Source organism: Mycobacteroides sp. CBMA 271, assembly GCF_009729205.1.
Taxonomy (GTDB): Bacteria; Actinomycetota; Actinomycetes; order Mycobacteriales; family Mycobacteriaceae; genus Mycobacterium.
Window position 1 is genome coordinate 135,836 of sequence record NZ_VTHB01000001.1, and the last position, 19,854, is coordinate 155,689.

Genomic DNA, 19,854 nt, shown 5'->3' on the forward strand with positions numbered 1-19,854 from the left:
ATTACCGTTCCGCTTGTAGTACTGAGCGGTTAGAGGGCATCGGCGCCCCGCTCGCCGGTGCGCACGCGCACCACCGAGTCGACGGGGCTCACCCATACCTTGCCGTCGCCGATCTTTCCGGTGCGCGCGGCGGTCACGATGACCTCCACCACCTTGTCGACGGCACTGTCATCCACCACAACCTCGACACGAACCTTCGGCACGAAGTCCACCGAGTATTCGGCGCCGCGGTACACCTCGGTGTGACCCTTCTGCCGGCCGTAGCCCTGCACCTCGCTGACCGTCATGCCGAGGATGCCCGCCTGCTCCAGGCCAGTCTTGACATCTTCCAGCGTGAACGGTTTGACGATCGCGGTGACCAGCTTCATGTCCCTCATTCCTCCCTGCCGCTGGTGTGGCGGCCGATAACCGAACCACTTCCCAGTGCGACAAAGTCGTATGCACCCTCAGCATGTTGGGATTCGTCGGCTCCCGCCGCCTCTCCCTCGTCGCTGATGCGCAGGCCAATGGTGTACTTCACGATGAAGGCAACGATAGCGGTGCCTATCGCCGAATAGAGTAGAACCGCCCCGGCACCAACGGCTTGGCGCCACAACTGTTCTAGTCCGCCGCCGTAAAGGAGACCGAGTTTGACGCCCGCCGTGGCTGCGGCACCGGTGCCTGGGGCAAGGAAGAACCCGATAAGCAACGTGCCGACGATCCCTCCGACCAGGTGCACACCGACGACGTCCAGCGAGTCGTCAAATCCCAGTCTGTACTTCAGCCCGACGGCAAGTGCGCACAGGATACCCGCGATAGTACCAATCGCCAGGGCGCCAACGACATTCACCGAAGAGCAGGACGGGGTGATGGCCACCAGACCGGCGACAATTCCGGAAGCCGCGCCTAGCGAGGTGGCGTGCCCGTCACGGATACGTTCGGTAAGTAGCCAGCCGAGCATGGCGGCGGCGGTGGCCACCGTGGTAGTGACAAACGTCGCGCCCGCCAAACCGTTGGCGCTGGTGGCCGATCCGGCATTGAAGCCGTACCAGCCAAACCACAGCAGCCCAGCACCCAGCATCACGAACGGCAGATTGTGCGGGCGCATCGGCGTTCCGGGCCAGCCCTTACGCTTACCGAGGATCAGCGCCAACACCAGGCCCGCGGTACCGGCGTTGATATGTACGGCGGTGCCACCGGCGAAGTCGACCGCCAAAAGCTTGTTCGCAATCCACCCGCCGTGCGCCGCAGAAGCCTTGTCGAACGCGAAAACCCAGTGCGCGACCGGGAAGTAGACAACGCTCACCCACAAGCCCGCGAACAGCAGCCAGGAACCGAACTTCAGCCGGTCCGCCACCGCACCCGAGATGAGGGCAACGGTGATGATCGCGAACATCAGCTGAAAGGCCACGAACACGGTGGCCGGGATGGACCCCACTAGCGGAATATTGACCACGTCGGCCGCCGCGATGTTATTGGCCGGGTCGGCCACCACCGCATCGGCACCGTTGGCGCTGATGAGGCCCTTGAGTCCGAAGAACTGCATCGGGTCACCGAACAGGCCCGCCGTGTCGTTCCCGAATGCCATCGAGTACCCATAAAGCACCCACAGCACGGTCACCAGACCCATCGCGCTGATGCTCATCATGATCATGTTGAGCACGTTCTTCGCGCGGACCATGCCGCCGTAGAAGAAGGCCAGGCCGGGCGTCATCAGTAACACCAGCGCGGCGCTGGCCAGCATCCACGCGGTATCTCCGGTATTCGGGACACCCATCAATGGGAAACCATCCACTAGCGGCATTCCTCTCAGGAAATTTCTGCACGTTGCGCTGTGAAGAATGCTCAGCAGATGTTTCCGAGAAGGCGCGCGTGTGTTTCGCGTCTGTTACTAGCCCAACAGGGCGTCAACGAAGGCGGGCGGCTCAAACGGGGCCAGGTCATCCGGCCCCTCCCCCAGACCAACCAGTTTCACCGGCACACCAAGCTCGCGTTGTACATGAAAGACGATGCCGCCCTTGGCTGTTCCATCTAGCTTGGTGAGCGCCAGGCCAGTGATGTTCACGACATCGGCGAACACTCGGGCCTGCGCCAAACCGTTCTGCCCGATGGTGGCATCGAGTACCAAGAGCACCTCGTCCACCTCGGCGCGCCGCTCCACCACACGTTTGATCTTGCCGAGCTCGTCCATCAGACCGGTCTTCGTGTGCAGTCGTCCGGCGGTGTCGATCACCACCACATCGGCGCCCTCACGGATACCGGCGTCAACGGCATCAAAGGCGACCGACGCGGGATCTGCCGACTCGGCACCCCGCACCACCTGCGCACCCACTCGCTGGCCCCAGGCCTGCAGCTGATCGGCGGCGGCCGCCCGGAACGTGTCGGCAGCACCGAGCACCACCCGGCGCCCGTCGGCCACCAGCACCCGAGCCAGCTTGCCGACAGTGGTGGTCTTACCGGTGCCATTCACCCCGACGACAAGCAGCACCGACGGCTTATCGCCGTGCGGCAGCGCCTTGATGGAACGGTCCAAGTCGGGCTGCAGCTCGTCTATCAGCACCTCGCGTAGCAGTGCCCGGGCCTGAACCTCGGTCCGCACGCTACGGGCCGCCATCTCGCTGCGCAGCCGGTCCACGATCGAGGTGGTCACCGCGGTGCCGAGGTCGGCAATCAGCAGGGTGTCCTCGACCTCCTCCCACGATTCCTCGTCGAGATCCCCGGCGCCCAGCAGGCCGAGCAGGCCCCTGCCCACGGCGTTCTGCGAGCTGGCCAGCCGGCCTCGCAACCGGTCGAGCCGTCCCGCCACCGGCGCGATCTCGTCCAGCACGGGGATAGGTTCGGGCGCTGGTTCGGGCGCTGGTTCCGGCGCAGGTTCGGGTTCGGGTTCCGTTTCAGGCTCGATGATGGGCTCGGGCTCGACGGGCTCACGCTCAATGAGGGGCTCGACGGGCTCTGCAACGGGTTCCGGTAGCTGGACATTGGAGATAGTGCGACGCGGCGCATCCCGTGGAACTTCCGCGTCATCACCTACGGTGGGTAGCGGGACTGCTTGCGCACCGCCTTCGCTAAAGGTGATGGTGGAACCGGCGGTGTATCCACCAGATCGGTCGCTCGGTGTGGCACCCTCGGTTACCTCTGTGTTCTTGACGGAACGGGAGAGGCTGATCCGGCGGGAGCGGTAGCGCACCAGTCCGAAGACCAATGCAGCAATAACCACGACGGCGACGATCGCAATGGCGATCCACACTTCAAGAGGCACCAGGGCATTGTTACAGGAACGCAAGAAGCGCCACATTGACGCCTGCCTGAGCGATCCAGTGCAGTACGTCACCCGCACCACCGGCCTAGACCGATTCGACCTGCCCTACATGGCGCTGCCGAACTCCAGCCTCGCCGACGTTGACCTGTCCACCGAATTCCTCGGCAAGAAGCTGGCCGCACCCGTGCTCATCGGGGCGATGACGGGCGGCGCAAAACTCTCGGCCTCCATCAACCGCAACCTGGCGGCGGCCGCCCAGGAACTGGGCATCGGCATGATGCTGGGCTCGCAGCGGGTGATGTTGGTAAACCCGGAAAGCGCCAACACCTTCTCGGTACGCGAGGTGGCGCCCGACATTCTTCTCATCGGCAATATCGGGCTGGCGCAGATCGGCAACATCGCCGATACCGACCGCCTGAATGCCCTGGTGGGGACGGTGGGAGCGGACGCGCTGGCGGTGCACACCAACCCCCTGCAGGAAGCCGTGCAAGCCGGGGGCGACACCGATTTCACCGGCCAGGTGCATCGCCTCGCAGAACTCACCCATGCCGTCGAGTTCCCCGTGCTACTCAAGGAGGTCGGCCACGGGATCGGCGGCGCCTCCGCGCGCCGGCTCGGCGGGTGCCGACTAGCCGCGATCGACGTCGCGGGCGCGGGCGGCACCTCATGGGCCCGCGTCGAGCAGTTCGTCCGCTCCGGCGCCATCACCTCACCCGAGCTGGCCGAATGGGGCATCCCGACGGCGGATGCACTCGTCGAGGTACACGCCGAACTGCCGCATGTGCCGCTCATCGGTTCGGGTGGGATACGCACCGGCATGGACGCCGCGAAGGCCATCGCGCTGGGAGCCAGTGTCGTCGCGGTCGCACTTCCGCTCCTGGCACCCGCGGTGCAATCCCCGCAGGCGGTGATCGCCTGGCTCGAACAGTTCCTCGACGAGCTGCGCATCGTCATGCACTGCGCCGACGTCAGCACCATCGCAGGTCTGCGGCGAATTTCACTGCGTCCCCGTTCAAGCCCCCGCTAAACCGAAGACAACCGTCATACACTTCGGGAGTCACATCGTCCCAGGAGGTTCTTGACATGAATATCCGACTCGGGGGACGTAAGAAGTTTCGGGCTCAAAAGGTTCAGGCACTGACGCGATCCCTAGCGGTCGTGTTCGCTGCGTTGTTGCTGTCGACGAGCATGGTGCGGGCGCCCAGCGCGCGCGCCGATAGCCTGCTCGATTTCACCGGCACCACCGTCTCGGGTGCCCCGTTCAACGGCGCCAGCCTCAAGGGTAAGCCGGTGGTCTTGTGGTTCTGGGCGGCGTACTGCCCGTTCTGCAATGGCGAGGGACCGCACGTGAGCGCGGTATCCGCGGCTAATCCCCGGGTCACCTTCCTCGGGATCTCCGGCCGGGGTTCCGTCGGTGAGATGGAGGGCTTCATCTCGCGGTACAACCTCCACTTCACCAATCTCAACGATGCCGACGGATCGCTGTGGCGGCAGTTCGGAGTGCCCTGGCAGCCGGCGTATCTGTTCATCAATTCCAACGGCACCTCGGATTTTGTGAACAACCCGACGTCGTCGATGTCCGAGCAGGAGCTGAGTGACCGGGTGAAGGCACTCACCTGACATCACTGGCCTTCGCGGCCGGGCTGATTGCCGCGCTCAACCCGTGCGGTTTCGCGCTACTCCCGGTCTATCTCGCGCTCGTGGTGCGGGGCCCTGGCGCCGAGATCGGTAAGTCGCGGGCGGTGGCTCGCGCCGTGGTGGCCACCGTGGTGATGGCGGGCGGATTCGTCGCGGTGTTCACCGTTTTCGGGCTGTTGACGGTGTCGGTCGCGTCCGTGGTGCAGCGCTATCTGCCGTTCGTGACCGTGGTTTTCGGAATCGGTCTCGTGATCCTGGGCTTGTGGCTGCTGTCGGGCCGCGACATCATCGCGCTCATGCCCAAGGTGCTGGACGCGAACGCGCCGACCACCCGGTTGGGCTCGATGTTCGGTTATGGCGTGGGCTATGCGGTGGCCTCACTGTCCTGCACGATCGGCCCTTTTCTCGCCGTCACCAGCACGACGTTCGAGAGTGGCTCCTTTGTCGACGGCGTGATGGTCTATCTGTCCTACGCGGCTGGCATCACCCTGGTGGTGGGGACGCTGGCCATGTCCACAGCCCTGGCCAGCACCGTGCTGCTGAACGGCATGCGGCGGATGCTGCCGTACCTGAACCGGATCAGCGGCGCCATCCTCTTGGTGGTCGGCGCCTACGTGGGCTATTACGGCAGCTACGAGGTCAGGCTGTTCCACGCCAATGGCAACCCTGACGACCCGATCATCAACGCGGCAGGCAAGATTCAGCGCACCATCTCCGGCTGGGTGTACCTGCACGGCGCCTGGCCGTGGTTGTTGGTCCTCGGGCTGGTGGCGGTCGGCGCGGCCATCTGGTGGCGCAATACGGTCAAGGAATAGCCCATCCGGGCGTAGCATCATATGCATGACTAGCAATGAGACTGCTGCACCCGAAAAAGCAGGGACCTGCGACAACCCGAACTGCACCTGCACCGATTGTCAGTGTGGGGCCAATTGCAGCTGTGGTGCCGATAAGTAACCCCGCTTGGGTTAAAGGAATATCGCCGAAGACAATCGGCGTTAACTAGGTTCGTGACGACACCCGCTCTCGCGCCTTACGGATTCTTCACCCTCTACTCGGCGGTGGACGCAGAGCTCCTGCGCGCCGTCGAGAACTTTGGCTTCGACACTGCATGGCTAGGCGGTTCTCCCCCCGCCGATCTGCCGTGGGTGGACCCGCTCCTCTCCGCCACCGAGCGGATCAGAATCGTGACCGCGATCGTGAACATCTGGTCCGCGCCCGCCCGCGAGGTGGGTGCTTCGTGGCAGCGCATCGAGGCCGCTCATCCCGGGCGCTTCATCCTCGGCATCGGCGCCGGCCACCCCGAAATCGACAGCGGCGTCTCCTACAAGCCGTACACCGGGTTGGTCGAGTACCTCAATGTGCTCGACGAGGTCGGTGTCCCGAAGGAGGGTCGAGGGCTCGCCGCGCTGGCCGAGAAATCGCTCAAGCTCGCCGCGGAGCGCTCGGCGCTGGCTCATCCTTACCTCACGCCACCATCGCATACCCGTTGGGCGCGTGATCTTCTAGGGCCTGACGCGATCATCGTGCCCGAGCAGAAGGTGGTGCTAACCACCGATATCGACGAGGCCCGCACGCTCGGCCGCCAAGCTCTCGACATGTATCTCGGACTGACCAACTACCTGACGATGCTGGAGCGTTTCGCCGGCAGCAAGGAGGACCTGGTCAAGCCCGGCAGCGACAAGCTGGTGGATTCCCTTGTCGCATACGGCACTCCGGAGCAGATCGCGGCGCGCCTGCAGGAGCATCGGGACGCCGGGGCCACCCAAGTGGCCATTCAGGTGCTGGGCGATCCCGCCAAACGTGCTGAAACGCTAGGCGTTTTGGCCCGAGAGCTGGGTCTCTAGTCCGCGCATACTCTGCGAAACCACCTCGTGATGCCGTCGACGACGGACTGAGAACGAGCTGCGACTTCTAGCCGCCAGTTTGTCGGACAATCGCAGTACCGTTCCGCGCGTCCGTGTTTGTATTCTCTTTCGGGGTTCTTCTGGGCACGACAAGACCATTCCAGCGTCTTTCGGCCCGGAAGAGTTCGAGGCACGACCAACGATACGAGCTATGTCTACGCGTTAGGTGCGGTGGCAGATCTATGCAGAATGAACAAGCAGTCCGACACAACGCTGGAATCAGCGCGGCAATCTTCGCCATTTGTATGGCGGTAAGCAGCTGCGCGTCCGAACCAATCACGGGGCCAACGACATTACCCGTGAGCGGTCAGTGGGACATGTGCGGCAGCTTCTCGGCAGAAATCGAACATAAAGCCGGATTCGTTAGTCCGAGCGCTGAGGACCTGGACAAGGGCTATGAACCCAACGGGGCGGCGGGGGCCGATCCGAATATGTGTGACCGGATGACCAACGATCTCAGTTTGATGTTCTCGACCTGGAGCGAGACAGCGTACGCCCAGAAGCACGGACCGGGTTCGCCCGCCTATAGCAACGCCACAACAGTCACCATCGACGGACGATCGGCTGCCGAGTCACACGACAGCGATCACGACTGCCGCCTGGAATTTCATGTACCAAGCGGGAAGATTGTCGTCATGACGGCACATACCCGCACCAAAGGCGCGACGCCAGCATGCTCTCGGCTCATCGCTGTAGCGACCACACTGTCCTCAGTTATGCCGCATTGATCACCGGGAGGCAAGGCGCTAGGCGTTTTGGCCCGAGAGCTGGGTCTCTAGTCCGCGCATGCGCTGCGAAACCACCTGTGTGATGCCGTCATCACGCATGCTGACGCCGTAGAGCGCGTCGGCGACCTCCATGGTCGGCTTCTGGTGGGTGATGACGATGAGCTGCGACTTCTCGCGTAACTGCTCGAACAGACCGATCAGGCGCTGCAGGTTGACATCATCGAGCGCGGCCTCGACCTCGTCCATGACGTAGAAGGGCGAGGGCCTGGCCCGGAAGATCGCCACCAACATGGCCACGGCGGTCAGCGACTTCTCACCACCGGAGAGCAGCGACAGGCGCTTGACCTTCTTGCCGGGCGGTCGCGCCTCCACCTCGATGCCCGTGGTGAGCATGTCGTTGGGGTCGGTGAGCACCAGCCGCCCCTCACCTCCAGGGAATAGCGACGCGAACACACCCTTGAACTCATGCTCTACGTCGGCATAGGCCTCGGTGAACACCTGCAGAATGCGCTCGTCCACATCGGCCACGACCTCAAGCAGATCCTTGCGGGCGGCCTTGACGTCCTCAAGCTGCGTGGACAAGAAGTTGTATCGCTCCTCCAGCGCCGCAAACTCTTCCAGGGCAAGGGGATTCACCTTGCCCAGCTCGCGTAGATCCTTCTCGGCACGCTTGGCTCGGCGCTCCTGGGTGTCCCTGTCGAACGGCATCGGCTGGGGTGCGCTCACCTGCTCGCCGCGTTCGCGAGCCTGCTCGAACTCGTCGATCTCTTGCTGAGTGGGCGGCAGTTCCACATGCGGACCGTATTCGGCGATGAGATCATCAGCGGCCATGCCGAACTGTTCGAGCACATGCTCCGAGAGCTGCTCGATGCGCATCGCCGCTTGAGCTTTCGCGACCTCATCGCGGTGCAGCGCGTCCGTCAATCGAGCTTGACTCTGGGCATGTTCGCGGACTTCCTCACGCACGGCACTCAGGGCCGCCGTGTGCTGCGCACGAGTCGCACCAAGTTGGTCACGACGCGCCGACGCGGCGGCCACCACATGTTCGAGACGGGCCGCTACCTCGTTGCCAACGGCAGCGACTGTGCTCGCCATAGCGGCCGCGCGCATCCGGGCGGCCGCGGCTCGCTCGGACCGGACACGTGCCTCGCGCTCCGCTGTTGCGGCCCGGCGCAACGAGTCGGCTTTACCCCGAACGGAATTCACCCGCTCCTCGGAGGTGCGTACAGCCAGGCGCGCCTCGATCTCCACAGAACGAGCCTCTTCGAGCTCGATGGCCATGTCGTCGCGATCCACGGGCTCGTCATCGAACAGGTTGGGAGCCTCTTCGGCGTTGCGCAGCCGGCTCTCGACCTCGGCCAGCTCTTCCATGGTCTTGGCTCGACCAACTTCCAGCTGATCGCGTTGCTGCGTCAGCTTTTTCACCTCATTTTCGGCAGCGCGTGCGTCTTGACCCACGCGGCCCAGCTGCTCATACACCGCCGAGATCGCCGCATCGGATTCGTTGAGCGCGGCCAGCGCCTGCTCGGCGGTGTCCTGACGCGCGGTCTGCTCGGCGAGGGCGCCGGCCAGCGCTGCGGAAATCTCGCCCACCTGAGTTTCGGTGGCCCGCAATTCTTTCTGCGCCGCTTCGATCGCCGCCTGGACCTCTAGGGTGCTCTGCTTCTTGTCCGATCCGCCGGCGACCCACCCGGAGCCCACCCGGTCGCCGTCGACGGTCACCGCGCGCAGCAACGGGTTACCCAGCACCACCTCGATGGCCGCGCCGAGCTCGTCGACCACCACCACCGAGGCCAGCATCGCCGAGATGGCGCCCACCAATCGGTCCGGCGCGTCAACCAGGTCGGTGGCCCAATGCGCGCCCTGCGGCAGTGTGACCTGCGGTCGTGTATGCGCATGAGCGGGCCACTCGCCGAAGACGATCGCCGCCCGGCCGCCGTCGGAGGCTTTTAGGGCGGCTACCGCAGCCTGCGCCGCCGCGGGATTCTCGGCGGCTACCGCGTCGGCGGCCGGTCCCATCGCCGCCGCGATGGCGCCCTGGTATCCCGTCCGCACCTTCACCAGCTGTGCGATGGACCCGAAGATTCCTGCGCCGCGGCGGTTCTCGGTGAGCCATGCCGACCCGTCCTTGCGCTCGAGACCGATGGCCAGCGCATCGATGCGCGCCTTGAGCGAGGCGATCTGCCTTTCGGCCTGCCGTTCGGCCGACTGCAGCTCGGCGACCCGCTCATTGGCGATCGACAGCGCCGAGACCGAGCGCTCGTGGTGCTCGTCGAGTCCGACCTCGCCTTGGTCGAGCTCGGTGACGCGCGCCCGCACGGTGTCGAACTCGGTCTGCGCCACCTCACCGCGCACGGTCGCCTCCCCGATCGTCTCGGTGAGCCGGTCCGCCTGGCTGTCAATGGATTCCAACCGGGTGCGCATGGTGTCGACCTGGCCGGTGAGCCGGGCCAGACCTTCACGACGATCGGCCTCCGCGGCGACGGCCGCCAAGTGCTGTCGCTGTGCCTGGGCGACGGCGGCTTCTCTGGCGGAGAGCTCGGCCTTCGCCGCGGCGAGCTGCTCGGTGACCGTCTCCAGCTGCGCGATAAGCAGACGCTCCTGCTCGGCGACGCGCTCGGCCTGCGCCTCCAGCTCCTCCGGATCGGGTCCGGTCGGCGTGGCCGTCACCTCGTCGAGATGGCTGGCCCGCTCCCCGGCGATCCGGACGGTGGCGCTCACCCGCTCGGCGAGAGCCGACAGCCGGAACCAGGTCTGCTGGGCCAGCTCTGCCTGGGGCATCAATTCACCCAGCGCCGTCTCGTGCTCGGCCAGCAGCGCGGTGGCCACATCGAGCTTGTCGGTGATCTCCGCGTGTTCCTTGCGCAGTGTCGTCTCGGCGTCGTTGGTGCCATCGAAATCCGCCCGGCGCGCCACCAGGTCATCGGCGGCCAAACGCAGCCGCGAATCCCGTAGATCGGCCTGCACGGTGGCGGCACGGCGCGCGACTTCTGCTTGGCGTCCAAGGGGTTTGAGCTGGCGCCGAAGCTCAGTAGTGAGGTCGGTGAGCCGGGCCAGGTTGGCGGCCATCGACTCCAGCTTGCGGACCGCCTTTTCCTTGCGCCTGCGGTGCTTGAGGACCCCGGCCGCCTCCTCGATGAAGGCGCGGCGATCTTCCGGACGCGACTCCAGAATCTGTGACAACCGTCCCTGCCCGACGATGACGTGCATTTCCCGGCCGATGCCCGAGTCGGACAGCAGTTCCTGAACGTCCATCAGGCGGCAGCTCTGGCCGTTGATCTCGTACTCCCCGGCACCGTCCCGGAACATCCGGCGGGTGATGGACACCTCGGAGTATTCGATGGGCAGCGCGTGATCTGAGTTGTCGATCGTCAAGGTGACCTCGGCGCGGCCCAGCGGGGCTCGGGTCGACGTGCCCGCGAAGATGACGTCTTCCATCTTGCCGCCGCGCAGGGCCTTGGCTCCCTGCTCACCCATCACCCAGGACAGGGCGTCCACGACGTTGGATTTCCCGGAGCCGTTGGGGCCCACCACGCAGGTAATACCCGGTTCCAAGCGCAGAGTCGTCGGCGAAGCAAAGGACTTGAAGCCCTTCAGCGTCAGACTCTTGAGGTGCACAGCGGGCCAGAGTACCTGCTGATGAACCGCTTGGGCGAAGAGAAACAGCCCTCGCGAAGCTAACGTTCGCTAAACCCGGAGATGGGCTCGCCGGGCTCGTGCCAGCTGTCCACCACGAGATCTACCCGACCTGGTGTTTCGCCGCTGTTCAACTTGGCAAGCAGTTGTTCACACGCTGATTTCTCCCCCCGCGCGACCACATGTACCCGGCCGTCGCGCGTGTTCGCGGCGTAGCCGGTCAGGCCGAATTCGAGGGCGCGGGACCGCACCCACCAGCGGAACCCGACCCCCTGAACGTGGCCGTGTACCCAAGCGTCGAGACGGGTATCCCCGGCATCTGCTACCGGTCTTCGCACAAGCGCTCATCCACCACGAAATTCACCTCGGCTCCCGCCTTCAAGGTGCGCCCCACGGTGCATACCTGATCGACGGCGCGTTCCACGACGGTGAGGACCCGCTCACGCTCCTCCGGGCTCAGCTCGCTCAGGTCGATAACCATCTTTTCGGCGAGGACGGGGTAGCGCTCCTGTTCCCGGTCGGCCGGGCCGTCGACCTCGATGCGCACCTGGTAGTCCTCGCCGAGACGACGCGCCAGGGGCTGGTCACTGGACATTCCGCTGCAGGCCGCCAAGGCGATCTTGAGGAGCTCGCCGGGGGTGAACACCCCGTCGATGGTCTCCGAACCGATCAGCACTTCGGCACCTCGGGAGCTGTATCCCGTGTAGCGCCGATTGCCCGTACGCTCTACCCATAATGACGTCACGCACGCAATGCTATGTAACCGCCGCTATCACAGCGGTGGCGACGCTCTGCGTGTCAAACCTGTTTGCGCCAACTGCAGCCGCCGAGCCGGTCGTGACGCTAGAGTCACTACTGCTGCGTCCGTACAGCGAGGTGCGGGCGCAGTTGTTATCTGGCTCGTGGGGCCCGCGCATCGAAGAGCTGGTGTACGTCCCCCCGGGGGAGCCGAAAATCGTGCCCACTTCCGCGGAGCGGCAGTCGTACACGGTGGTGGACACGTGTTTCACCAAACGGATCACCCCGATGGGCATCTACCTGCTGCTCGCCAAGCCCGAAACCGTGGAAAGAATCGGCGCCGACCAGTTCAAAGCGAGCTACGGCAAGCTGGTACCCACCTACCGGCCCGGATGCGATCCCGATATCCAACAGATCGACCTCGGTCGGCCACCCTTCTGACACCACGGGGTTGTCGGCCCTTCGCGCGAGCGCTCATCACTCCTGGAAGCGGTACCCCATGCCCGCCTCGGTGAGTAGATGTTTGGGGTGGGCCGGATCGATTTCTAGTTTGCGCCGCAGCTGCGCGAGATACACACGCAGGTAATGGGTTTCGGAGCTGTATGCCGGCCCCCAGACCTCGTGCAGCAGTTCCTTCTGTCCCACCAGCTTTCCGCGATTGCGCACCAGCACGGCCAGCATCGACCATTCGGTGGGCGTCAGGTGCACCTCCGTCCCGTTGCGGATCACCTTGTGCGAGGACAGATCCACATCGAAGGTCTCGGTGTGCACCACCGGTTCGGTGCTATCGGGTGTGCCACGGCGCACCGCGGCTCGCAGCCGAGCCAGAAACTCGTCCATGCCAAAGGGTTTGGTCACGTAGTCGTCGGCACCAGCATCGAGCGCCTCTACCTTGTCGGCCGAATCGGTCCGCGCCGACAGCACGATCACGGGCACATCCGTCCAACCGCGCAGCCCGGCCAGTACCTCGGTGCCGTCCATATCCGGCAGACCGAGATCCAGGATCACCACCTCGGGCTGGGTCTCCGCCGCAGCGCGCAGCGCACCGGCCCCGGACGAGGCCGTCACCACGTCATATCCGCGCGCCGACAGGTTGATCCGAAGGGCGCGCAGGATCTGCGGCTCGTCGTCCACCACCAGCACTCGCGTCACCGGATCCCTCCACCAGCACTGGGTAGATCAACGATCATGGTCAGACCGCCGCCTGCCGTGTCGGTCGCGTTCACCGTGCCCTCCATCGCTTCTACAAAACCCTTCACCACCGAAAGACCAAGTCCCACACCAACCGTGTTGTCACGGTCACCAAGCCGTTGGAAGGCCTCGAACGCCGCACCGCGTCTTGATGCGTCCAATCCCTTGCCGTGGTCGGCGACGATCACCAGGGTGCGGTCCTCCACCTCCTCATAGCTGACCAGCACCTGCGCCTGTGAGTATCGCAGTGCATTGTCGACGATGTTGGCTAAGACGCGCTCGAGCAGGCCAGGATCCGCTAGCACCACTGCGCCGTTCAGCTCCAGCTGTACGCGCTTGCGGTCATTCTCGGTGGCACCGAGCAGCGCCCGCTGCGCGATCTCCTCGACGTACACCGGCACCGCACGAGGCTTGACGACCCCCGCAGCCAGGCGCGACGAGTCCAGCAGATTACCCACCAACGCCGTGAGTTGATCGGTCGACTCTTCCACGGTGGCAAGCAGTTCCGCGGTGTCCTCCGGAGAGAACTCGATATCGGGGCTGCGCAGGCTCGATACGGCGGCCTTAACCGCCGCCAGCGGGGTGCGCAGGTCGTGACTGACCGCCGACAGCAGCGCGCGCCGCAGCCGGTCCGCCTCAGCGAGCGCCGAGGCCTGCGACGCCTCTTCGGCCAGTCGTGCCGAACGAACCAGGCCGACAGCCGTACCCGCGACCACCTGGAGTACGCGTGCGTCCGAAGACGGCACGGGCGGTCCATTCAGCGCCAGTGCGTACGCGCCGTCGTCCACCCGGAACACCGAGTCAGCCTCCGATTCCCTCGTGGGTGGGTGCGCTCCCACGGAGGCGATGGCGGGACCCTCTGCACACAGCAGGCTCACCGCCTCTTGGTTATAGGTGGCGCGCACCCGTTCCAGCAGGGCCGAGAGGTCCGAGTTGACCAGGACCCCACCGGCGAAGAGCGCCAATAGTTCCGCCTCGCGGGAGGCGCGCCGGGCCTGTCGCGCCCGGGTGGCCGCCGCATCCACCAGGGCCGCGACCGCGACCGCGGTGACCATCATCATCAGGATGGTTAGGGCGTTGTCGGTCTCGCCAATGGTGAAGCTGTATCGCGGCGCGACGAACAGAAAGTTGAGCAGCAGACCTGAGATGACCGCCGATACCAGCGCGGTCGACACGCCTCCGAGCAATGAAACCGTCAGTACGGCAACAAGAAACAGGGCGCTCTTGCTGCCCACACCGAGTGCGGCGTCGAAGAAGTGAATGAACAAAGCGGTCGCCAACGGCACCAGGATTGCGGCCAACCAGTTGATGATGAGCCGCTTACGCCCCTCCTGGGGCGTCGACCAACTGCGCAACGTTGCGGGCCGGGTGTGGCCGTGCGTCACCATGTGCACATCGATGGCGCCGGAGTCGCGGATGACGGCTGCGGCCACACCCTCGTCGAAGATCCGGGCCCACCGGGACCGCCGGGAGGTACCGAGCACCAACTGGGTGGCATTGACCCCTCGCGCAAAGTCCAGCAGGGTCTGCGGCACGTCGTCTCCGGTGACGGCCTGCACCGAGGCGCCGATGTCGTTGGCCAATCGACGTACCCGGGCCATGACCTCCGTGGAGGCCCCGACCAAGCCATCGCCGCGCACCACATGTACCACCAGCAGTTCGGCGCTGGACTTGGCAGCGATCCGGCTTGCCCTACGCACCAGGGTTTCCGATTCGGGTCCACCGGTGACCGCGACGACCACCCGCTCGCGCGCCTCCCAGGTCTTGGTGATCCTGTTATCGGAGCGATATTTGGCGAGCGCGGCATCCACCTGATCGGCGAGCCACAGCAGCGCCAGCTCCCGCAATGCGGTCAGGTTGCCGGTTCGAAAATAGTTACTCAGCGCCGAACCTACTCTCTCGGGCGCGTAAACGTTTCCGTGAACCATCCTGCGCCGCAAGGCCTCCGGCGTGATGTCGACGAGCTCGACCTGCTCGGCGCGGCGCACCACGGCGTCGGGCACTGTCTCACGCTGCACGATCCCGGTGATCTGTTCGACGACGTCGTTCAGGCTTTCGAGGTGCTGCACGTTGATGGTGGTCAGTACGTCGATCCCGGCATCGAGAATCTCGTCGATGTCCTGCCAGCGCTTGGCATTCCGGCTGCCCGGCACGTTGGTATGGGCCATCTCGTCGATGAGCACCAGCGCCGGCTTACGTGTCAACACCGCGTCCACATCGAGCTCATACATGACGGTCCCGCGGTACGTCACCTCGCGCGGAGGGATGAGTTCAAGCCCGTCAAGCAGTTCGGCCGTCTTGTTGCGGCCGTGGGTCTCCACGGTGGCGGCGACCACGTCGGTACCGCGTCCGGCCCGACGGTGTGCCTCGTTGAGCATGGCGTAGGTCTTACCTACCCCGGGTGCGGCCCCGAGATAGATCCGCAACGTCCCGCGCACGCACTCTCCTTCATCGGCAGGGCGGGCCGGTGAGGCCCAGCGCCACGTTCAGCGTTGGCACGTTGACCCGCGGCTCCCCCAGGATGCCCCATTGCCGGGACGACGTGTGCGCATCCACGAGCTGTTTCACCCTGGCCTGGCTCAGGCCGACGGTGGCGGCGACCCGCGGGATCTGCAGTGCGGCATATTCGGGAGTGATGTCGGGATCCAAGCTAGAGCCGGAACCGGTCACCGCGTCGGCGGTAATCCGTGCGGGATCGACGCTCTCGCGCTGGGCGATGGTGGCGCGCCTCTTGTCGATATCCGCCTTGAGCTTCTCGCTATTGGGCCCCTGATTGGAGGGCGCGCCCGCGGCGGGATCGCCGCTGGCACGCGTGTGGAAGTAGGGATCAGAACCGGAGGCCTGCGGGTCCACCCCGATGATCGCCGAGCCGACCACGCAACCGTTCTTATCGGTGAGCGGTGAGCCCTCGGCCGAGGCCGAGTCGATACGCCCGAACAGCCACACCGTGGCCGGGTAAGCGATGCCGAGCACCACCGTCAGGGACAGCAGCACCACCAGACCGGCCACACACTGGCGCAGCCATGCGATGACAACCTTACTCATCTCCAAATCACCCAATTCCCGGTAAGAAACGCACAACCAGATCGATCAGCCAGATCCCCACGAAGGGGACGATCACGCCACCGAGTCCGTAGATCAACAGGTTTCGCCGCAGCAGCTCCCCGGCTCCGACCGGGCGGTAGCGAACACCCTTGAGCGCCAACGGCACCAGCGCGATAATCACGAGGGCATTGAAGATGACCGCCGACAGGATCGCCGACTGCGGAGTGGCCAGCCGCATGACGTTGAGGTTATTCAACTGCGGATAGATACCGCTGAACAGTGCGGGCAAAATCGCGAAGTATTTCGCGAGGTCGTTGGCCAGCGAGAACGTGGTCAACGCACCCCGGGTGATCAACAGCTGCTTACCGATGGCCACCACGTCGATGAGCTTGGTCGGATCGGAGTCCAGGTCCACCATGTTCCCGGCTTCCTTGGCCGCCGAGGTGCCGGTGTTCATCGCCACACCCACGTCGGCCTGTGCCAGTGCCGGGGCGTCGTTGGTGCCGTCTCCGGTCATCGCGACCAGACGACCGGCCTTCTGTTCGTTGCGCAACAGCTCCAGCTTGTCCTCCGGAGTGGCCTCGGCGACGAAGTCGTCGACACCCGCCTCGGCGGCGATCTGCTTGGCAGTCAACGGATTGTCGCCGGTGACCATGACGGTGCGAATACCCATGGCCCGCAGCTGGGCGAACCGTTCGGCCATACCCGGTTTCACCACATCGGAGAGCCGGATCACGCCGAGTAGCCGGGTTTCGGTAGCTCCCCCTGTCTGGCTATGGTCGGCGACCACCAGCGGCGTGCCACCTTCACTCGCCACCTGATCGGCGATCTTGCGGACCGCGACCACTGCCGGGTCGTCCTCCTGAACACCGGAAAGGCTTGCCACCCAAGTGAACACCGAGTCGGAGGCACCCTTGCGGATCTGCCTGCCGTCAGGGGTGTCCAACCCGCTCATCCTCGTCGCCGCAGTAAAGGCGACGAAGTCACCCTTTACGTCTCCCTCGCCACTGCCTGCCCCTGTCGCTTCGCTCGCCCCGGCCGCGAGTTCCACAATGCTGCGACCCTCGGGGGTTTCGTCGGCGAGGCTCGATGCCCGTGCCGCCGCCGCGATGGTCTCGTACGTGATACCGGGCGCCGCAATGAATTCGGTGGCTTGCCGGTTACCAAAGGTAATGGTGCCCGTCTTGTCCATCAGCAGGGTGTCGATATCGCCGGCGGCCTCGACGGCGCGTCCGGACTTGGCCAGCACGTTGTGCTGCACCAGCCGGTCCATGCCAGCGATGCCGATCGCCGACATCAGCGCGCCGATTGTGGTGGGAATCAAACACACCAACAGCGCGATGAGCTTAATCGGATCCTGTTGCTCACCACCGTAGTTGCCCATCGGTCCGAGGGCCACGACGGCCAGCAGGAAGATGATGGTGAGCGAGGCCAGCAGGATGTTCAGCGCGATCTCGTTGGGTGTCTTCTGCCGCGACGCGCCCTCGACGAGGGCAATCATCCGATCGACGAAGGACTCGCCCGGCGCCGCGGTGATCTGCACGATGATCCGGTCCGACAGCACGGTGGTGCCGCCGGTGACGGCACAACGGTCGCCACCGGATTCCCGCACCACGGGCGCTGATTCACCGGTGATGGCCGACTCGTCGACAGTGGCAATGCCGTCCACCACGTCACCGTCTCCGGGAATGACCTGCCCGGCTTCCACCACCACCCGGTCCCCCGGACGCAGTGAACTGCCGGGGACCTGTTCCTCAGAATCTCCCACCAACTTGCGGGCGACGGTGTCACGCTTGACCTCTCGCAGGCTCGCCGCCTGCGCCTTACCGCGCCCCTCGGCGACGGCTTCGGCCAGGTTCGCGAACACCACCGTGAACCACAGCCAGGCCGTGATGGCCCACGCGAAGATCGACGGATGCAGGACCGCGAGCACGGTGGTGGCCACCGACCCCACGGTCACCACGAACATCACCGGATTACGGGCCATGTGCCGGGGATCGAGCTTGCGCACGGCAAGCGGAAGCGCCTTGACCAGTTGCGTGGGGTCGAAGACGCCGGCGCCGACTGGGGTTTTACTGGTCTTGCTCACAGGACTGCCTCGGCGATCGGTCCCAGCGCCAGCGCCGGGAAGAAGGTAAGAGCGGCCACCAACAGCACTGTGCCAGTGTGTAGTCCGGCGAACATGGGGCCGTGGGTGTGCAGAGTTCCGGCCGATACCGGAGTCTTCTGCTGAGTGGCGAGCGATCCGGCCAGCGCCAGGGTGAAGATGATGGGCAGGAAGCGGCCCAACAGCATGGCCACCCCGAGGGACGCCTGGAACCAGTGACTGGTCACGGTGAGTCCACCGAAGGCGCTGCCGTTGTTATTGGCGGCCGAGGCATAGGCGTACAACACCTCCGAGAAGCCATGGATGGACTGTGGTGTGCCAGGGTCGCCGCTGTTGCCTTGGTATCCGGGAGTCGACGGCAGCGCCACCGAGATGCCGGTGCCGATCAGCACGAGAGCCGGCATGACGAGTACAGACAGTGCGGCCATGGTGATCTGGCGTCGGCCGATCTTCTTTCCCAGGAACTCCGGGGTGCGACCCACCAACAGACCGCCGACGAACACGGCAATGATGGCCAACACCAGGATGCCGTACAGGCCCGTGCCGACACCACCGGGCGCGATCTCGCCGAACAGCATGTTCAGGATCAATGCCCCGCCTCCGGCGGCCGAGAAACTATCATGTGCGGAATTCACTGCACCCGTGGATGTTCCGGTGGTGCTCACCGCGAACAGCACCGATCCGGGAATACCGAACCGAACTTCCTTGCCCTCCATCGAGAACTCGGCCCAGCTGACGACGGCCAGCACGCCGGCGAACAGTGTCGCCATCACCGCCAGAACGGTCAAGCCCTGACGCTTGTCACCGACCATTGTCGAGTAGGTGCGGGTCAGGCAGACCGGAATGATCAGGATGGCGAGGATCTCGGTGATGTTGGACAGCGGTGTCGGGTTCTCAAAGGGATGCGCCGAGTTGGCACCCAGGATACCGCCCCCGTTGGTGCCGACTTCCTTGATGGCTTCCTGTGAGGCGACCGGAGCCAAGGCGATGTGTTGTGCCGTCCCGTCGAGCGCGGTCGCATCGAAGTGGGTGTAAAGAGACTGAATGGTGCCCTGCGACAACAGGATCAGTGCGACCAAGAATGAGATGGGCAGGAGAATCCTCAAGCTCGCCCGCACCAGGTCAACCCAGAAATTGCCCAGCTCGCCTCCGGACGAGGTCCGCACGATGCCGCGGATGAGCGCAACGGCCACCGCCAGGCCTACCGCGGCAGATACGAAGTTCTGCACCGCCAACCCGACCATCTCGGTCAGGTTGGTCATGGTGGTTTCCGGGGTATAGGACTGCCAGTTGGTGTTCGTCACGAAGGACACCGCGGTGTTGAACGCCACCGCCGGACTCACCGCACCGAGGTCACCCGAGAGCGGCAACACGCCCTGAATGCGTTGCAGCAGATAAAGGAAGATCACGCTCGCGAACGAAAAGCCCAGCAGCGACAGGGCGTAGCCCACCCACGTCTGCTCGGTATCGGGATTCACCCTGCCGACGCGGTAGATGACGCGCTCCACAAGCGAATGTTTGACGATCGTGAAGACGCGCGCCATGTAGTCCCCCAGGGGGACGTAAGCGATGGCGAGCACGAATATGACGAAGCCGATCTGAAGACCGGCCGCCAGCGCGGAATTCACC

Annotated in this window: 17 protein-coding genes; 6 read left to right on the plus strand and 11 right to left on the minus strand. The window is 64.9% G+C overall.

The window, feature by feature from the left end; genetic code table 11:
- Positions 1 to 29: 29 nt before the first annotated feature.
- The 3 genes from FZI91_RS00650 to ftsY form a co-directional block, all read right to left on the minus strand.
- A complete protein-coding gene (locus FZI91_RS00650; RefSeq protein ID WP_005056967.1) occupies positions 30 to 368 on the minus strand; it encodes a P-II family nitrogen regulator in 339 nt (112 codons plus the stop codon).
- 5 nt (positions 369 to 373) lie between these two features.
- On the minus strand, positions 374 to 1,756 hold the full coding sequence (locus FZI91_RS00655; RefSeq protein WP_155937637.1) for an ammonium transporter: 1,383 nt from the start codon (positions 1,754 to 1,756) through the stop codon (positions 374 to 376).
- A 114-nt stretch (positions 1,757 to 1,870) separates the two neighbouring features.
- Positions 1,871 to 3,274: a signal recognition particle-docking protein FtsY gene (gene ftsY / locus FZI91_RS00660; protein ID WP_155936827.1), complete on the minus strand. Its 1,404-nt coding sequence runs from the start codon at positions 3,272 to 3,274 to the stop codon at positions 1,871 to 1,873.
- Between the two features lie 22 nt (positions 3,275 to 3,296).
- Between ftsY and fni the strand changes: the two genes are divergently transcribed.
- The 5 genes from fni (at position 3,297) to FZI91_RS00685 (ending at position 7,508) form a co-directional block, all read left to right on the plus strand.
- Entirely contained in the window at positions 3,297 to 4,265 is a 969-nt protein-coding gene (fni, locus tag FZI91_RS00665) for a type 2 isopentenyl-diphosphate Delta-isomerase (protein WP_309224087.1), read from the plus strand.
- A 56-nt stretch (positions 4,266 to 4,321) separates the two neighbouring features.
- Positions 4,322 to 4,858 carry a protein disulfide oxidoreductase gene (locus tag FZI91_RS00670; RefSeq protein ID WP_155936828.1) on the plus strand — a complete coding sequence of 179 codons (537 nt, stop codon included), beginning with the start codon at positions 4,322 to 4,324 and terminating at the stop codon, positions 4,856 to 4,858.
- A complete protein-coding gene (locus tag FZI91_RS00675; RefSeq protein WP_203448802.1) occupies positions 4,855 to 5,691 on the plus strand; it encodes a cytochrome c biogenesis CcdA family protein in 837 nt (278 codons plus the stop codon). The genes FZI91_RS00670 and FZI91_RS00675 overlap by 4 nt, the downstream gene beginning before the upstream one ends.
- A gap of 192 nt (positions 5,692 to 5,883) precedes the next feature.
- Positions 5,884 to 6,720 carry a TIGR03620 family F420-dependent LLM class oxidoreductase gene (locus FZI91_RS00680; protein ID WP_162525841.1) on the plus strand — a complete coding sequence of 279 codons (837 nt, stop codon included), beginning with the start codon at positions 5,884 to 5,886 and terminating at the stop codon, positions 6,718 to 6,720.
- A gap of 359 nt (positions 6,721 to 7,079) precedes the next feature.
- A complete protein-coding gene (locus FZI91_RS00685; RefSeq protein ID WP_155936830.1) occupies positions 7,080 to 7,508 on the plus strand; it encodes a hypothetical protein in 429 nt (142 codons plus the stop codon).
- An 18-nt stretch (positions 7,509 to 7,526) separates the two neighbouring features.
- Here the strand turns inward: FZI91_RS00685 and smc are convergent, their stop codons facing one another.
- From smc to FZI91_RS00700, 3 genes are read right to left on the minus strand one after another with little or no spacing between them, the layout of a single operon-like run.
- Complete coding sequence (gene smc / locus FZI91_RS00690; protein ID WP_162525842.1) at positions 7,527 to 11,126, minus strand: chromosome segregation protein SMC; 3,600 nt, start codon at positions 11,124 to 11,126, stop codon at positions 7,527 to 7,529.
- Between the two features lie 59 nt (positions 11,127 to 11,185).
- On the minus strand, positions 11,186 to 11,482 hold the full coding sequence (locus tag FZI91_RS00695; RefSeq protein WP_162525843.1) for an acylphosphatase: 297 nt from the start codon (positions 11,480 to 11,482) through the stop codon (positions 11,186 to 11,188).
- Complete coding sequence (locus FZI91_RS00700) at positions 11,467 to 11,889, minus strand: OsmC family protein (RefSeq protein ID WP_162525844.1); 423 nt, start codon at positions 11,887 to 11,889, stop codon at positions 11,467 to 11,469. Before FZI91_RS00700 ends, FZI91_RS00695 begins: the two co-directional genes overlap by 16 nt.
- Between FZI91_RS00700 and FZI91_RS00705 the strand changes: the two genes are divergently transcribed.
- Complete coding sequence (locus FZI91_RS00705) at positions 11,880 to 12,323, plus strand: hypothetical protein (RefSeq protein ID WP_155936831.1); 444 nt, start codon at positions 11,880 to 11,882, stop codon at positions 12,321 to 12,323. The genes FZI91_RS00700 and FZI91_RS00705 overlap by 10 nt on opposite strands.
- A gap of 36 nt (positions 12,324 to 12,359) precedes the next feature.
- Here FZI91_RS00705 and FZI91_RS00710 read toward each other — a convergent pair whose 3' ends face one another.
- Genes FZI91_RS00710 through kdpA form a run of 5 tightly spaced genes read right to left on the minus strand, consistent with a single transcriptional unit; the run spans position 12,360 to position 19,853 of the window.
- A complete protein-coding gene (locus FZI91_RS00710) occupies positions 12,360 to 13,034 on the minus strand; it encodes a response regulator (RefSeq protein WP_162525845.1) in 675 nt (224 codons plus the stop codon).
- Positions 13,031 to 15,511, minus strand: a complete 2,481-nt coding sequence (locus FZI91_RS00715) for a sensor histidine kinase KdpD (protein ID WP_162525846.1) — start codon at positions 15,509 to 15,511, stop codon at positions 13,031 to 13,033. The genes FZI91_RS00710 and FZI91_RS00715 overlap by 4 nt, the downstream gene beginning before the upstream one ends.
- A 10-nt stretch (positions 15,512 to 15,521) precedes the next feature.
- Positions 15,522 to 16,118 (minus strand): potassium-transporting ATPase subunit C, encoded by a 597-nt coding sequence (locus tag FZI91_RS00720; protein ID WP_155936832.1) that lies wholly within the window; start codon positions 16,116 to 16,118, stop codon positions 15,522 to 15,524.
- 7 nt (positions 16,119 to 16,125) lie between these two features.
- Entirely contained in the window at positions 16,126 to 18,207 is a 2,082-nt protein-coding gene (kdpB, locus tag FZI91_RS00725) for a potassium-transporting ATPase subunit KdpB (RefSeq protein ID WP_162525847.1), read from the minus strand.
- Positions 18,204 to 19,853 (minus strand): potassium-transporting ATPase subunit KdpA, encoded by a 1,650-nt coding sequence (gene kdpA / locus FZI91_RS00730; RefSeq protein WP_162525848.1) that lies wholly within the window; start codon positions 19,851 to 19,853, stop codon positions 18,204 to 18,206. Before kdpA ends, kdpB begins: the two co-directional genes overlap by 4 nt.
- Position 19,854 lies beyond the last annotated feature (1 nt).